The following is a 14,957-nucleotide window of genomic DNA, read 5'->3' as shown; positions in this document are numbered from 1 at the left end:
GACGGTCAGTCGGTAGCAAGTCGGCCCGTACCCGGTGAGTTACCCATGTGCTCACCAGATCAGCGGTGACCGAGATCTGTTCGAACAGACTCCCGCGCACGCGGTCAGGGGTGCGCGGGAGTCATGTTTCAGGACTTCGCCAGGTCTGCCAGTGCGGGGAGCAGGGCGCGGAGGGCCCGGCCGCGGTGGGAGGCGGCGTCCTTGTCCGCCGGGGTGAGCTGGGCCGCCGAGACCTTTTCGCCGTCCGGGAGGAACAGCGGGTCGTAGCCGAAACCGCCGTCGCCGACCGGCTTTCGCGCGATCGTGCCCGGCCATTCACCGATCGTGACGACCTCGCGGCCGTCGGCGACCAGGGCGCAGGCCGAGACGAAGCGGGCGCCGCGGCGGTCTTCGGGGACGTCTCCCAGCTGGGCCAGCAGCAGGTCGTTGTTCGCCGCGTCGTCGCCGTGGCGGCCCGACCAGCGCGCGGACAGCACGCCCGGCATCCCGTTGAGCGCGTCGACGGCGAGGCCGGAATCGTCTGCCACACAAGGTAATCCGGTGGCCGCCGCGCCGTCGCGAGCCTTGGCGAGCGCGTTCTCCTCGAACGTCGCACCCGTTTCGGGGGCCTCCGGGAACGGCGGCACCTCGTCCAGGCCGACGATCTCGAGACCCGCGACTCCCGCCTCGTCGAGGATGCGGCGCAATTCGCCGAGCTTCTTGGCGTTGCGGCTGGCCACCAGTACCCGGCGCGCCATTACTTCCTCTTCTCGCCCGGCTCGGGCAGCTGCCCCGGATACGGCAGCGCGAGCGCCTGCTTCTGCACCTCGAACAGCTGCTCGCAGCCGGCCAGCGCGGAATCCAGCAGCTTGTCCAGGGTGGAGCGGGGGAAGGTGGCGCCCTCGCCGGTGCCCTGGATCTCGACCAGCGTGCCGGTATCGGTCGCGACCACGTTCATATCGACCTCGGCGCGCGAATCCTCTTCGTACGGCAGGTCCAGGCGCACCCGCCCGTCGACCACGCCGACGCTGACCGCGGCGATCATGCACGAGATCGGCTGCGGGTCGGCCAGGCGTCCGGCGGCGGCCAGGTAGGTGATCGCGTCCGACAGCGCAACGTAGGCGCCGGTGATCGCGGCGGTGCGGGTGCCGCCGTCGGCCTGCAGGACGTCGCAGTCGAGGGCGATGGTGTTCTCGCCGATCGCGGCCAGGTCGATGCATGCCCGCAGCGACCGGCCCACCAGTCGGCTGATCTCCTGGGTGCGCCCGCCGACCCTGCCCTTCACCGATTCGCGCCCGCTGCGGGTGTGGGTGGCGGCCGGTAGCATCGCGTATTCGGCTGTGAGCCAGCCCAATCCGGAATCGCGCCGCCAGGGGGGCACCCCCTCGGTGACGCTCGCGGTGCACATCACCCGCGTCTGACCGAATTCGACCAGTACCGAACCCGCCGGATGCGTGGTGAATCCCCGGGTGATCCTTACCTCGCGGAGTTCGTCGTCCGCTCTGCCATCGGCTCGTCTAGACACAACGCCAGCCTAAGGGATGGGTACGACGCCCCTCCCCCGGCGGGGCACCGACATCTTCGCCCCGGTGGGGCACCGACATCTCCGCCCCGGCGGGGTGCGTGCTCAGATTTCGATGACCTCACCCGGCGAGACGGCGTGCACGGGTCCGCTGAACTGCTCTTTGGCCTCCGCGATGACATCCTCGCGCGAGGTCCACGGCGGGATGTGGGTGAGCAGCAGTTCGCCGACACCCGCACGGGCGGCGATCATTCCGGCCTCGGTACCCGAAAGGTGAATGCCCGGTGGGCGATTGGCCGGATCGTGGGTCCACGAGGCCTCCGAGAGCAGCACGTCGGCGCCCTCCGCGAGTTCGAACACCGCGGGGCACAAGGCGGTATCACCCGTGTAGACCAGGGTCCGGCCGGCGGCGGTGGTGATGCGCAGGCCGTAGGACTCCGGCGGGTGGTACATCCGGCGGGCGACCACCGTGTGGCCGGGACCGAAACGCACCTCGGCACCCTCTTCCCAGGCGCGCATATCGATCACGTCGGACCAGTCGTCGCATTCGCCGCCGATCTCGGCCGAGGCGTTGCCGATCCGCAGCGCCGAATCCGAGGGGCCCTGCACGATCGCCTTCCCGGTCGGCGGGTTCGGGTGATACCGCCGCCACACCAGCAATCCGGGCAGGTCCAGGCAGTGATCGGCGTGCAGATGGGTGAGGAAGATGTCGACCTCGCCGGGATCCAGGTAACGCTGCAACGCGCCCAGCACGCCGGGACCGAAATCGATCACGGTGGGGGTCATATCCGGACCGGTCAGCAAATAGCCCGACGCAGGGGAATCCGGGCCGGACACACTGCCCGAACACCCGAGGACGGTGAGTCGCATTCCCCCATGCTGCCACGCTGCATTCTCACTCAACTGGGGATCCCCCAAATCGCCGGCCGAGTTCCGCAGTCACCCCGACGATGCGAGGCGGCCGGCACTCTCCCCGCGACGATGACGACGTTCATTCGATGAGAGTACCCAGCCGGCCAGCAGTCCACCCAACGCACCGAAAAGATGCCCTTGCCAAGAGATTCCGGCCTGGCCGGGCAGTACACCCCACAGAATCGAGCCGTACAGCAGACCCACGACGACACCCACCAGAATCTGCCACAGGTTGCGGGTGAACAGGCCGCGCGAGATCAGATAGGTCAGCCAGCCGAACACCAGCACCGAGGCGCCGATGTGTACCGAACCACTCGCCCCGGTGAGCCAGGTGCCGACCCCGGCCACGACCCAGACGATCGCGGTGGCGGCCAGTCCGCGACCGATCCCGGTGAGCAGCGTCAGCAGTCCCAGCACGATCACCGGCAGGGTGTTGCCGAGCAGATGCGCCCAGTTCGCGTGCAGGACGGGGGCGAAGACGATCCCCTCCAGACCCTCGGCCGTCCGGGGCCGCACCCCCGCAGCGTCGAGGTCGTGATGGGAGACGGTGTCGACTCCCTCGACCGCGTAGAGCAACGCCACGAACGTGAGAGTCATCGCAATTGCCCGCTGCCACAACAACTTCAGCGCGGCGGTACGTCCGGGCTCCGACGCGGACGGCGGTGCTGCGGCGGCGGGCCGGGGCGAGGGAAACTGCGAACCGGACGGTACGGAACCGGCGGGCGTTCCCGCGGACTTCTGCAATTCGGCCCGCAGTGCGGCAATCCGATCCGGGTCGAAGGACGGACCCATCTGCTCGGCCATCGCCATCACCTCCTCGCGAGACCGGTCGTCCGGTCGCTCGCCCTCAACGGTACCGCTGCGGCGAGGACCGGCACTCGGACCGGCGATGCGGACGGGGCGACCGGTTCACCGGAACCACTAGGCCCAGAGCTGACCGTCGAGCCGCTCCTCGGCTTCCTCCAGCGTGCCGTCGTACGCGCCGGTCGACAGGTATTTCCAGCCGCCGTCGGCCACCACGAACGCGATATCGGCCCGCTCACCCGCGCGCAATGCCTTGTTGCCCACCCCGAGAGCCGCATGCAGGATCGCACCGGTGGAGATACCGGCGAAGATGCCCTCCTCCAATACCAGCTCCCGGGTACGCCGCACCGCGTCGTACGGCCCGACCGAGAACCGCGAGGTCAGCACCGATTCGTCGTAGAGCTCCGGAATGAAGCCCTCGTCGATGTTGCGCAGCCCGTAGACCAGTTCGCCGTAGCGCGGCTCGGCGGCCACGATATCGATCTCCGCGACGTTCTCCCGCAGGTAGCGGCCGGTCCCCATCAGGGTCCCGGTGGTGCCCAGCCCGGCGACGAAGTGGGTGATCTCCGGCAGGTCCGCCAGGATCTCCGGGCCGGTGCCCCGATAGTGCGCATCGGCGTTGGCCGGATTGCCGTACTGGTACAGCATCACCCAGTCGGGATGTTCGGCGGCGATCTGCTTGGCCTTCGCCACGGCCTGGTTGGAGCCACCGGCGGCGGGGGAGTCGATGATCTCGGCGCCGAACATGGTCAGCAACTGCCGCCGCTCGACCGAGGTGTTCTCCGGCATCACACAGATCAGGCGATACCCCTTGAGCTTGGCGGCCATGGCCAGCGAGATGCCGGTGTTGCCACTGGTCGGCTCCAGGATCGTGCAGCCGGGCCGCAGCGTGCCGTCGGCCTCGGCCTGCTCGATCATGCGCAGGGCCGGGCGGTCCTTGATCGACCCGGTCGGGTTGCGGTCCTCGAGTTTGGCCCACAACCGGACGTGGTCGTCACCGTCCCATCGGGGCGACAGCGTCTTCAGACCCACCAGCGGGGTGTTGCCGAGGGTCTCGATCAGCGATTCGTAGCGTGCCACGGAAATCAGCGGCCGAGCGCGCCGCCGGCGACGGCAGGCAGGATGGTCACCGAGCCGTTGGCCGGAACCTCGGCCTCCAGCCCACCGGCGAAGCGCACGTCCTCGTCGTCGACGTAGATATTGACGTAGCGGTTGAGCTTGCCGTCGGACAGCAGGCGCTGTTCGAGTCCGGGGTAGTTGGCCTCGAGGTCGCCGATCACCTCGGCGAGGGTGGAACCGGTCGCCTGGACCCGCTTCTCACCTCCGGTGAGGGTGCGCATGATGGTCGGGATGGACACGGTTACCGACATGGGTGCTCCTGTTTCTTCTGGTCGCCTGGTTCGCGGACGCGTCGGGCTCAGGCCGAGGGGTACTCGGTCACGATCTTCACCGGTTCCTCGGTGACCACACCGTCGAGGATCCGGTAGCTGCGCAGTTCGTGCTCCTGCGGGTCGCGGGTGGACACCAGCACGTAGTGGGCGTTGGGCTCGGAGGCGTACGAGATGTCCGTCCGGCTGGGATAGGCCTCCGTGGCGGTGTGCGAGTGGTAGATCACCACCGGCTCCTCGTCACGGTCGTCCATCTCCCGCCAGACCCGCAACTGCTCGCCGGAGTCGAACCGGTAGAAGGTGGGCGAGCGCTCGGCGTTGATCATGGCCACGAAACGCTCGGGGCGGTCGGAGCCCTCGGCGCCGGCGATCACACCGCAGGCCTCGTCGGGATGATCGGCGCGGGCATGCGCCACCATCGCATCCACGAGATCGGCCCTGATCACCAGCACAGTTCGAATCCTTCCGCTCACGCCCGCGACGCGCCCGGCCCGCGCGGGTCGTATCGCTGCCGTCAACGGCCGAGGATATTCGGCTATTCCCACCCACCGCGCGGGCGGGCCTGATATAGCGCATCACACGGCGCGAAATGCCTCGCCGGAGGCCGGCCGGGGCTCAGCCGAACAACTCCCGGTAGGTCGGGATGCCGGCCACCGGGTTCGCCCGCAGGATCGCGTCCACGATCGCCCGCTCCACACAGACCGCGGCCGCGGTGCACAGTTCGTCGAGCAGCAGCAGGTCCGCCGGAAACGCGGGTGGCAGTGGGATATTCGACTCCGCGGTGGTCGTGCCGGTGGCCAGGGCGAACAGCGTGTCGCCGTCGAGCGGGGAATGAGCGGGCCGGATCGCGCGCGCCAGACCGTCGTGCGCGGTGACGGCGAGGCGGCGACATCCCGCCGGATCCAGCGCGGCATCGGTGGCCACCACACCGATGGTGGTGTTGAGCACCGTTCCCTTCACCGGCAGGGCGTTGGCGCGGGCCAGCGCTTCGGCGGTCGCGGGTGCCAGACCGAAATGCTCCGGTCCGGAGGTACCCGCACCCCACGGCAGGCCGGTACGCGGATCGAATACCGAGCCGACCGGATTGGCGACCACCAGCGCCCCGACGGTGTGACCGGCGGCCGGACCCGCGGTGAAACGCACACTGGCCGTACCGATTCCACCCTTGATGGAACCGGCTCGCGCACCCGTGCCGGCACCCACACTGCCGCATTCGAAAGTCTCGCCCGCCGAACACGTTGCGCGATAACCGAATTCCGCGGTCGGCCGGATATCCCACGCTCCCACCGGTAGATCGAAGATCACCGCACCGGGAACGATCGGCACCACTCGCGAGGGGTCGGCCGGATCCATCGGAATGCCCTCGCCGTCCTCCTCGAGCCGGCGCATCACCCCGTCGGCGGCCGCCAGCCCGTAGGCGCTGCCGCCGGTGAGCAGCACCGCGTTCACCTGCCGCACCGTCTGGCCGGGATCGAGCAGATCGGTCTCGCGGGTCCCCGGTCCGCCGCCCCGCACATCGACCGACGCGGTGGCCCCGCCCGGCACGCGCACCACGGTGCAGCCCGTCGCGGCGCCGGAACCGAGCGTCGCGTCCGGATCGAGTTCGTGGTGGTGGCCGACCAGCACACCCGCCACATCGGTGATCGAGTCCCGAGATCCCGGCACCGAAGTCACATGTCCTCCTGCAGACGTGGAAATCCGCGAGCGCGAGTGGAGTCAGGGAGCGAGGGCGTGCAGCAGCGAATCCTGCATCCAGGTGAGCCAGTGGTAGACGTCCAGGTGCGGGGCGCGCGGATCGTCGGGATCGAGCTGGTCGGGCGTGTCGGCGTCGATGCCCAGTGCGGTGCCCAGCGCCAGCCGCACGTCGTTGAGGGCGTTCAGCCAGGCGTCGGCCTGTTCGGGAGTGAGCACGATCTTGCCGCCGCGCTCGGGCAGGGTTTCCAGGACCACCGTGCCGGCGGCCACCTTCGCGTCGATGATCTCGGGTTCGTGCAGACTGCGCAGGGCGCTGTTGAGATCGGCGCGGTCGGCGTCCGGAGAACCGGGTTCCTTGCGATGGAAGTCGGGCAGCAGCCGCGCCAGCCGCGGATCGTCCGGAGGAATGCTGTTGCCGGTGCGAAGTCCGGTCAGCTCCGCCAGATCGTCCTCGGGCGAGGATTGGGCCCGATCGGTGAGCAGTCCGGTGACCGCCCCCACCAGCGAACGCAGGACGTCCGCCTCCCGGGGGTCCATCTCCGACCGCAGCTTGAGCCCGCTCAGCGAGTTCTTCCTGCTCCACTTGCGCACGGGGCTACCGTAGCCGTCGCGGTCACTGGTCACGTTGCATGGTCGCCCAGAGCCCGGCGGCGTGCAGACGCTGGACGTCGTGCTCCATCCTGTCCCGGGATCCCGACGACACCACCGCCTTGCCCTCGTTGTGTACCTGCAGCATCAGCTCGGTTGCCTTGGCTTTGCTGTAACCGAACAGCTTTTGGAAGATGTAGGTGACGTAGTGCATCAGGTTCACCGGGTCGTCCCAGACCACCGTGACCCACGGCCGGTCCTCGGCCTCCAGGATCTCGGTGACCTCGACGGTCTCCGGTGTGGCCTGAGCCGCCGACAACCGTCCGGCCACGACGCCTACGCGGGTGTCTCGCCCCGCCCACGACCGTCCCCGCCACGCCGTGTCCTGCGGGCCCGTCGCTCGCGCCGCTGCCTGGTTCGCGCCGACCGGACCGGCGGCGATCCGGACGGCGTCTCTCATGCACAGACCCATACCCTCAGAGTACGACGCGGCTCCGGATAAACAACACCCGCGCCGAGCACCTCCGGAAGGCCCTCCGCGACGCCGCGCGCACCGCGGCGCCCGCCGCGCGTCCGGTATGTCTACAGTGGCCGCGTGGACACTTCGGCCGCCGCCGCGAGCACCGCCCTGCTGACCGACCAGTACGAGCTGACCATGCTCGCGGCCGCCCTCGCCGACGGTTCGGCACAGCGCCAATGCACCTTCGAGGTATTCGCTCGCCGGTTGCCACATGGTCGCCGATACGGCGTCGTCGCGGGTACCGACCGGTTGCTCACCGCGTTGCGGGACTTCCGTTTCGGCGAAGCCGAACTCGCTGTGGCGGCGCGATTCCTGGACGCGCGAACGCTGGAGTGGCTGCGCGATCTCCGCTTCACCGGCGACATCGACGGCTACCTGGAAGGTGATCTCTACTTCCCCGGCTCCCCCATCCTGTCGGTGCGCGGCAGCTTCGCCGAGTGCGTGGTGCTGGAAACGCTGATTCTGTCGATCCTCAACCACGACAGCGCGATCGCCGCCGCGGCGGCGCGGATGGTCAGCGCGGCCGCGGGGCGCCGGATGATCGAGATGGGTTCGCGCCGCACTCACGAACTGGCCGCTCCCGCCTGCGCCCGCGCCGCGTATCTCGCCGGATTCGACGCCACCTCGAATCTGGAGGCGGTGCGGCGCTACGGCATTCCCGGCGCCGGCACCAGCGCGCACGCCTTTACGCTGTTGCACAGCGGCCCGGACGGGCAGCACGAGGCGGCGGCCTTCCGCAGTCAGGTCGACGCACTCGGCATCGGCACCACACTGCTGGTCGACACCTTCGACATCACCGCCGGGGTGGCCCGTGCCATCGAGGTCGCCGGGCCCGAATTGGGCGGTGTGCGCATCGATTCCGGCGATCTGGGCGTCCTGGCGCGGCAGGTGCGCGACCAGCTCGACGCCCTCGGCGCGAAGAAGACCCGCATCGTGGTGTCCGGCGATCTGGACGAATACGCGATCGCCGCACTGCGCGCCGAACCCGTCGACGCGTACGGCGTGGGCACCTCCCTGGTCACCGGGTCGGGCGCGCCGACCGCCGGAATGGTCTACAAACTGGTGGAGGTCGAGGGCGTACCGGTGGCCAAGCGCAGTAGCCACAAACAGTCGCGAGGCGGCACCAAGCGCGCGGTGCGACTGTCTCGCGATACCGGCACCATCGTCGAGGAGATCGTGTATCCGGCCACCGCGCAACGCCCCACCGGCAACGGTTACGACGTGCGGGATCTGCTGGTTCCGCTGATTCGCAAGGGTGAGCCGGCGGCCGAGGTACCGGATCTGGCGCACAGCCGGGACCTGGTCGCCCGCGGTCTGATCAGTCTGCCCTGGGAGGGCTTGAAGCTCTCCGCCGGCGAACCGGCCGTTCCGACCACGTTCCTACAATGAAGGCGGGGCAACCGGCGCGAAACGAGGTGCGGGAGATGGGTAGAGCGCTCATCGTCGTCGATGTGCAGAACGATTTCTGTGAAGGCGGCTCCCTGGCCGTCGCCGGCGGCGCCGCGGTGGCCCGGCAGATCAGCGACTATCTGGCCGCACACCGCGACGACTATGCCGCGATCGCCGCCACCCGGGACTTCCACATCGACCCGGGTGCCCATTTCTCCGAGCGTCCCGATTACGTGGACAGTTGGCCGCCGCACTGCCGCGCCGGCACGCCGGGTGCGGATTTCCATCCGAATCTCGACACCTCCGCCCTCGACGCGGTGTTCTCCAAGGGTGCCTACAGCGCTGCCTATTCCGGATTCGAGGGTTCGACCGACGATGCGGTCGAACTCGCGACATGGTTGCGCGACAAGGGCGTCGACGCCGTGGACATCTGCGGTATCGCCACCGACCACTGCGTCCGCGCCACCGCCGCCGATGCCCGCGCGGCAGGACTGACCACCCGGGTCCTGCTGAACCTCACCGCGGCGGTGTCGCCGGAGACGACCGCCACCGCGCTGGACGGTCTGCGGGCCGCCGGAGTGGAGTTGGCGGGCAGCCTGCCCACGAATACATAGCTCGCGGTACCGGCTAGGACGCCGCGGCCAGGAATTCCACGAGCGCCGCGGCTACCGGGCCGGGGTTCTCGACCTGCGGGTAGTGACCGGTCGCGGGCGCCGCGTCCAATACCTCGAACCGGGCCCGCGGCAATCGTTCCCGCAGGCGCGGCAGCAGGTGCCCACCGCTGATCGGATCGGCCGGACCCCACACGAAAAGTACCGGGCCGGAATAGCTTTCCAGTGCCTGCTGCCAGCGTCCGGCATTCGCCCGGCGCTCGGCGTGGTAGCGATTGAGCGCCCATTGCACGCGCTTACCGCCGCCATCGGTCATCGCCAGCCACATCTGGTGCAGATCGGCATCGGAGACCGGGCGCCCGAGGATGCGGCGCAACGTCATCCGGAAGGTCGTCTCCGACATGAGCGGATTCAGTATCTTGCCGATCGGGGTGGTCATCAGATGCTGAATCGGCAAGGGCCGGTACAGGTCCGGGTACAGTCCGCCGTTGAGCCAGGCCATCCGCCGCACCCGCGCACTGTCGCGGGCCAGTAACTCCTGCGCCACGCTGACACCGTAATCGTGTGCCACGAGCGCGGTGCCGGTGATGCCGAGCCGCTGCCAGAGCTGTTCGACCAGCGTGGCCTGTTCGGTCATCCGATAGTCGTGCCCGCGCGGTTTGTCGCTGGCGCCGAAGCCGAGGAAATCCAGAGTCGTTACCCGGCAGCCGGATTCGGCGAGAGCGGGCAGGATCGAGACCCAGTCGTGCGAGGACGTCGGATATCCGTGCAGCAACGTCACCGGCCGCCCGTCGACCGGGCCGTCCTGCCGGTGGAAGATCCGGTGGCCACTCAGCTCGAGGTGTGATCCCCCGGCGATCCAGGTGCGGTAATCCGGCTCCACGCGCGTCTCCTTCCCCGTACCGCACCCCCTGATGCGGATTACCGCCAACCCTACTGGCCGTCCCGGACGCCGCCACCCGATCCGGCGTCCCCGCGACGCGCCCTGTGGACAACCGCCCGCCTGTGCACAACTCCGCGCGGACGGGCGCGGGCGACCACCGGCGACCGCCGCCGGTCGGGCCGGTTGTCGGCGGGGGGCGCTAGTCTTCCTGGGTGCCCGAACTCCCGCCCGTACCGACTTTGCTGGCGACCGCCGTGGAAGCACTCGGCGGTACGGCGCGTACCGGCCAGCAGACCATGTCGGCCGCGGTCGCGCACTCCATCGACACCAAGGAACACCTGGCCGTCCAGGCCGGAACCGGCACCGGTAAGTCGCTGGCCTATCTGGTGCCGAGTCTGCGGCACGCGGTGCAGAGCGGGCGGACGGTCGTGGTGTCCACCGCCACCATCGCACTGCAGCGGCAGTTGGTCGACCGCGATCTGCCCCGGCTGGCACAGGCGCTGGAGAAACCCCTGGGCCGGCGCGCCCGGTTCGCGATCCTCAAGGGCCGCAACAACTATCTGTGCCTGCACAAGATCAACAGTGCGATCCCGGACGAACCGCCGGAGACCGAACTGTTCGACGCCTTCGCGATCTCCCGGCTCGGGCGCGAGGTGCAGCGCCTCAACGACTGGGCCTCCGACACCGAGACCGGCGACCGCGACGAACTGGTCCCCGGCGTCAGCGACCGGGCCTGGCGTCAGGTCAGCGTCTCGGCGCGGGAATGCCTGGGCAAATCGCGCTGCCCGTTCGGCACCGACTGCTTCGCCGAACGCGCCCGCGCGGAATCCGGGCAGGCCGATGTGGTGGTCACCAACCACGCGCTGCTGGCCATCGACGCCATCAGCGGAATCCAGGTGCTGCCCGAACACGATGTGGTCGTCATCGACGAGGCGCACGAACTGGTGGATCGGGTCACCGGGGTGGCGACCGCGGAATTGTCCACCGCGACCATCACGGCGGCGGCCAAGCGCTGCACCAAACTCGTCGACGAGGGCGACCTCGACCGGCTCGAGGGTGCGGCGGAGGCGTGGCACGAACTGCTCGAAGATCTGCCGCCGGGCCGCTGGGACGAACTTCCCGCCGGCGGCGACCAGGTGCTGGCCCTGCTGCGCGATGCCGCCTGGACCGTCCGTACCGCCCTCGCGCCTCCCGGTTCCGGTGCGCCACAAGGCGATCCGGAAGCCGCCGCCGCCCGCAACATGGCGGTGGCCGCGGTCGAGGAGGTGCACGATACCGCCGTGCGCGCGCTGACGGCGTTCGAGGAACCCGATCCGGCGGCCCGCCGCGATGTGCTGTGGCTGGCCGTGGACGAGGTGCGCGGCGTCGCCCGGCGCACGCTGCACATGGCCCCGCTCTCGGTGGGCGGGTTGTTGCGCAGCCGGTTGTTCGGCACCGCGACGGTCGTTCTCACCTCGGCCACGCTGCAGGTCGGCGGTTCCTTCGACGGGTTGGCCGTCACGTGGGGGCTGCCTCCGCAGGCACCCGATCGCGCGGGAACCGACGTCCCGGGCGCCGAGCGTGCGGATCAGGGCAGCCGCCGCATCGACCCGGCGATGGCGAACGGAGCCGAAGCTCCCGCCGACACCTCGGCCATGCGCTGGAACTCCCTGGATGTGGGCTCGCCGTTCGATCACGCGAAATCCGGCATCCTCTACGTCGCCAAACATCTCCCGCCTCCGGGCCGCGACGGATTGGCCCCGGCCTATCTGGACGAGATCGAGCGGCTGATCGAGGCGGCCGGCGGCCGCACACTGGGCTTGTTCTCCTCGACGCGCGCCGCCAAGGCCGCCAGCGAAATCCTGCGCGAACGCCTGGACACGCCGATCCTGTGCCAGGGCGAGGACGCCACCGGCACCCTGGTCCGCCGCTTCGCCGAAGATCCCGCGACCTCGTTGTTCGGCACGCTCTCGCTGTGGCAGGGCGTGGATGTTCCCGGACCGTCACTGAGCCTGGTCATTCTCGACCGCATTCCGTTCCCCCGGCCCGACGATCCGCTGCTGGTCGCCCGGCAGCAGGCCGTGCAGGCGCGCGGCGGCAACGGCTTCCTGACCATCGCGGCCAACCACGCCGCCCTGCTACTTGCCCAGGGCACCGGGCGGCTGCTGCGCAGCGTGCACGACCGGGGCGTGGTGGCGATTCTGGATCCGCGGCTGGTGACCGCCCGCTACGGCGGGTATCTGCGCGCCTCTCTGCCCCCGTACTGGGAGACCTCCGACCCCGAGGTCGTCGCCAAGGCGCTGCGGCGATTGACCGCCACGGCCCCCGATCCGGCCGTGGCCGCCGAGAATTGAACCGAACTGTTATATGACACGCGCCACATCGGCTGGGAAACTACTTCTGTTCGGAAGTAAGTTGGCGAGGGTACTTCCGGTGCACCCCAATTCCCACATCGGAGTATCCGAGGTCCCCGCGTCGCGAACCCTGCACGCGACGTGGGGACACTCATATCACCCGGCGCGCGAACCTACTTCACCAGCAGGGTGATCACCGCGGCCACCACGCCGATCACGACCGCGCCCACTCCCCACACGATGCCGTGCCGCTGCCACGGCCGCCCGTGATCGACCGAGAAGCGGCCCGGGCCGGTGAATCCCAGCGCCACCGCCACCGCCGCGAACAACAACGCGGATTCATATCCCTCGAGCCCGTGCGGCCAGGTCACATGCATCGCATTGATCATGGTGCCGAGCACGATCGCGGCGGCCAGGGGCGTCACCAGCCCGAGAAACAGCAGCCCGCCGCCGACCGCCTCGCACAACCCGGCGAGCGTGGCGAAGAATTTTCCGGGGTCGTAATCCATGTGCTGGAATCCGGCGGCCGTCGCGGACAGGCCGGGGCCGTTGAACCAGCCGAAGAGCTTCTGAGTGCCGTGCACGAAAAGCAGTCCGCCGAAGACCAGCCGCAACAGCAGCAGGCCGATATCGGCGGCGACCGGATCGGCCGCGGTCCGGAATTCCAGCGGGCGGGCGGCGGTCCGGGGCTCGGTATTGGCGGTCATGATCGTCGGAGTCCTCATCTCGTTAGTTGACGAAAGCAAAGCGGACCGCGGTCCGATTGATAACACGGTGACCAACCGAACCCGGTTCACGCCTTATTCCGTCGAGCGTGATCCGTCAGGCTCCTTCGGTGGAGCCTCGTTCGGTGATGCCACGTTCGGTAAGACGAGGAATGCGCGCCGAACTCATCGGGGCAGGCCTTCGCGCAACGCAGCCGGACGGCCCGATCGGCGAGGAACCTACTCGGCGAGGAAGAAGAAGTACGCGAGGAATACCGCCATCAGCACCCACATGACCGGATGCACCTCACGCCCGCGCCGCCGCGCGACCATGACCACCGGATAGAAGGTCAGCCCCATCGCGATCCCGTTGGCGATCGAATAGGTCAGCGGCATCATGATCACGGTGATGAACGCCGGGATCGCGTATTCGAGCTTGCCCCAATCGATATCGCCGAGCGCCCGCGACATCAGCACACCCACCACGATCAGCGCCGGCGCCGTCACCGCGGGCACATCGGCGACCACCGCGAAGATCGGGAAGAAGAACATCGCGGCCAGGAACCAGCCGGCCGTCGAGACCGCGGTGAGGCCGGTTCGCCCGCCCGCGCTGACGCCGGCGGTGGATTCGACATAGGCCGTGGTGGTCGAGGTGCCGATGATCGCGCCCGCGGCGGTGCCGATCGAATCGGCGGCCAGCGCCTGCGCGGCGCGCGGCAGTTTCCCGTCGGGCCCGAGCAGCCCGGCTTGGTTGGCGATGCCGATGAGCGTGCCCGAGGCGTCGAAGAAGTCGACGAACAGCATGGTCAGCACGACGATCGCCATCTGACCGGTGAACGCGTGCGGCAGATTCACGATGGCCTGGCCGAAGGTCTGATCCAGCCCGTGTGGCAGCGCCACCACCTGATGCGGCAGATGCACCAGCCCGCTGACGATGCCGACGACCGTCGTGGAGACGATGCCGTACAGCACGGCACCGTGCCAGCCGAGCACCAGGAAGACGACCGTCACCAACAGTCCGAACAGCGCGAGCAGCGTGGTCCCCTTGGTGAAATCACCCAGGTGGACGAAGGTCGCCGGATCGGAGACCACGATCCCGGCGTTCTTGAGACCGAGGAAGGCGACGAACATGCCGATTCCCGCGCCGACGGCCAGCTTCAGTTGCAGCGGAATCGCGTCGATGATCTTCTCGCGGATCTTGGTCACCGCGAGGATGAAGAAGATGATGCCCGACAGCAGCGTGCCCGACAGTGCCACCTGCCAGTCGATTCCCATCCCCAGCACGACCGAATAGGCGAAGAAGGCGTTCAACCCCATCCCCGGCGCGAGCGCGATCGGGTAGCGCGCCCACACCCCCATCACCAGCGTGCCCACCACTGCGGCCACCGCGGTCGCGGTGAATACCGCCTGGGTCGGAATGCCGCGCGATCCGAGCTGACCGTGGTCGCCGAGAACCGCCGGGTTGACCGCCAGCACATAGGACATCGCCAGGAAGGTGACGGTTCCCGCCATGAGCTCGCGCCTCATGGTCGAGCCGAGCCGAGCGATTCCGAAGTAGGAATCGAGGCGTCCCTTGGACCGCGACAGGACGTCGACACTGCTCATCTGCTGCTCTCCACCCTCGCCCCG

Annotated in this window: 16 protein-coding genes; 3 read left to right on the top strand and 13 right to left on the bottom strand. The window is 69.0% G+C overall.

Going from position 1 to position 14,957, the window contains the following annotated elements:
* Nucleotides 1-128: 128 nt before the first annotated feature.
* The 10 genes from ON23_RS05985 to clpS all read right to left on the bottom strand — a co-directional run bounded on the left by ON23_RS05985 (nt 129) and on the right by clpS (nt 7,348).
* Nucleotides 129-737: a non-canonical purine NTP pyrophosphatase gene (locus ON23_RS05985; protein ID WP_039776843.1), complete on the bottom strand. Its 609-nt coding sequence runs from the start codon at nt 735-737 to the stop codon at nt 129-131.
* The gene (gene rph / locus ON23_RS05980; protein ID WP_039776842.1) at nt 737-1,504 is read right to left on the bottom strand and encodes a ribonuclease PH; all 768 of its coding nucleotides are present in this window, start codon (nt 1,502-1,504) and stop codon (nt 737-739) included. Before rph ends, ON23_RS05985 begins: the two co-directional genes overlap by 1 nt.
* 102 nt (nt 1,505-1,606) lie before the next feature.
* Nucleotides 1,607-2,371 carry a cyclic nucleotide-degrading phosphodiesterase gene (locus tag ON23_RS05975; RefSeq protein ID WP_039776841.1) on the bottom strand — a complete coding sequence of 255 codons (765 nt, stop codon included), beginning with the start codon at nt 2,369-2,371 and terminating at the stop codon, nt 1,607-1,609.
* A 69-nt stretch (nt 2,372-2,440) separates the two neighbouring features.
* The gene (locus tag ON23_RS05970) at nt 2,441-3,217 is read right to left on the bottom strand and encodes a rhomboid family intramembrane serine protease (protein ID WP_373282170.1); all 777 of its coding nucleotides are present in this window, start codon (nt 3,215-3,217) and stop codon (nt 2,441-2,443) included.
* A 117-nt stretch (nt 3,218-3,334) separates the two neighbouring features.
* Nucleotides 3,335-4,297: a cysteine synthase gene (locus ON23_RS05965; RefSeq protein ID WP_039776840.1), complete on the bottom strand. Its 963-nt coding sequence runs from the start codon at nt 4,295-4,297 to the stop codon at nt 3,335-3,337.
* Nucleotides 4,298-4,302: 5 nt separating this feature from the next.
* A complete protein-coding gene (locus ON23_RS05960; protein ID WP_039776839.1) occupies nt 4,303-4,587 on the bottom strand; it encodes a MoaD/ThiS family protein in 285 nt (94 codons plus the stop codon).
* Between the two features lie 47 nt (nt 4,588-4,634).
* Nucleotides 4,635-5,057, bottom strand: coding sequence for a M67 family metallopeptidase (locus ON23_RS05955; protein WP_039776838.1), 423 nt, complete (start codon nt 5,055-5,057; stop codon nt 4,635-4,637).
* A 163-nt stretch (nt 5,058-5,220) separates the two neighbouring features.
* Nucleotides 5,221-6,279 (bottom strand): P1 family peptidase, encoded by a 1,059-nt coding sequence (locus tag ON23_RS05950; protein ID WP_039776837.1) that lies wholly within the window; start codon nt 6,277-6,279, stop codon nt 5,221-5,223.
* 42 nt (nt 6,280-6,321) lie between these two features.
* Nucleotides 6,322-6,891, bottom strand: coding sequence for an oxidative stress transcriptional regulator AosR (gene aosR / locus ON23_RS05945; RefSeq protein ID WP_039776883.1), 570 nt, complete (start codon nt 6,889-6,891; stop codon nt 6,322-6,324).
* A 22-nt stretch (nt 6,892-6,913) separates the two neighbouring features.
* Nucleotides 6,914-7,348: an ATP-dependent Clp protease adapter ClpS gene (gene clpS / locus ON23_RS05940; RefSeq protein WP_373282169.1), complete on the bottom strand. Its 435-nt coding sequence runs from the start codon at nt 7,346-7,348 to the stop codon at nt 6,914-6,916.
* A 135-nt stretch (nt 7,349-7,483) separates the two neighbouring features.
* On the opposite strand from clpS, the gene ON23_RS05935 reads away from it, so the two are divergent.
* Both ON23_RS05935 and ON23_RS05930 read left to right on the top strand, forming a co-directional pair.
* Complete coding sequence (locus ON23_RS05935) at nt 7,484-8,797, top strand: nicotinate phosphoribosyltransferase (protein ID WP_039776836.1); 1,314 nt, start codon at nt 7,484-7,486, stop codon at nt 8,795-8,797.
* Nucleotides 8,798-8,832: 35 nt separating this feature from the next.
* Complete coding sequence (locus ON23_RS05930; protein WP_039776882.1) at nt 8,833-9,411, top strand: isochorismatase family protein; 579 nt, start codon at nt 8,833-8,835, stop codon at nt 9,409-9,411.
* A 13-nt stretch (nt 9,412-9,424) separates the two neighbouring features.
* Here the strand turns inward: ON23_RS05930 and ON23_RS05925 are convergent, their stop codons facing one another.
* Nucleotides 9,425-10,291 carry an alpha/beta fold hydrolase gene (locus ON23_RS05925; protein ID WP_039776835.1) on the bottom strand — a complete coding sequence of 289 codons (867 nt, stop codon included), beginning with the start codon at nt 10,289-10,291 and terminating at the stop codon, nt 9,425-9,427.
* A 212-nt stretch (nt 10,292-10,503) separates the two neighbouring features.
* Here ON23_RS05925 and ON23_RS05920 point away from each other — a divergent pair, with 212 nt between their 5' ends.
* A complete protein-coding gene (locus ON23_RS05920) occupies nt 10,504-12,624 on the top strand; it encodes an ATP-dependent DNA helicase (RefSeq protein ID WP_039776834.1) in 2,121 nt (706 codons plus the stop codon).
* 173 nt (nt 12,625-12,797) lie between these two features.
* Here ON23_RS05920 and ON23_RS05915 read toward each other — a convergent pair whose 3' ends face one another.
* Complete coding sequence (locus ON23_RS05915; RefSeq protein ID WP_086006840.1) at nt 12,798-13,349, bottom strand: DoxX family protein; 552 nt, start codon at nt 13,347-13,349, stop codon at nt 12,798-12,800.
* Nucleotides 13,350-13,568: 219 nt separating this feature from the next.
* Nucleotides 13,569-14,933 (bottom strand): NCS2 family permease, encoded by a 1,365-nt coding sequence (locus ON23_RS05910; protein ID WP_039776833.1) that lies wholly within the window; start codon nt 14,931-14,933, stop codon nt 13,569-13,571.
* Nucleotides 14,934-14,957 lie beyond the last annotated feature (24 nt).

This window comes from Nocardia cerradoensis NBRC 101014, from assembly GCF_000308535.1.
In the GTDB taxonomy this organism is placed as follows: Bacteria; Actinomycetota; Actinomycetes; order Mycobacteriales; family Mycobacteriaceae; genus Nocardia; species Nocardia cerradoensis.
The sequence above is the reverse complement of the archived record's forward strand: the minus strand, read 5'-3'. Positions and strand labels throughout refer to the sequence as shown.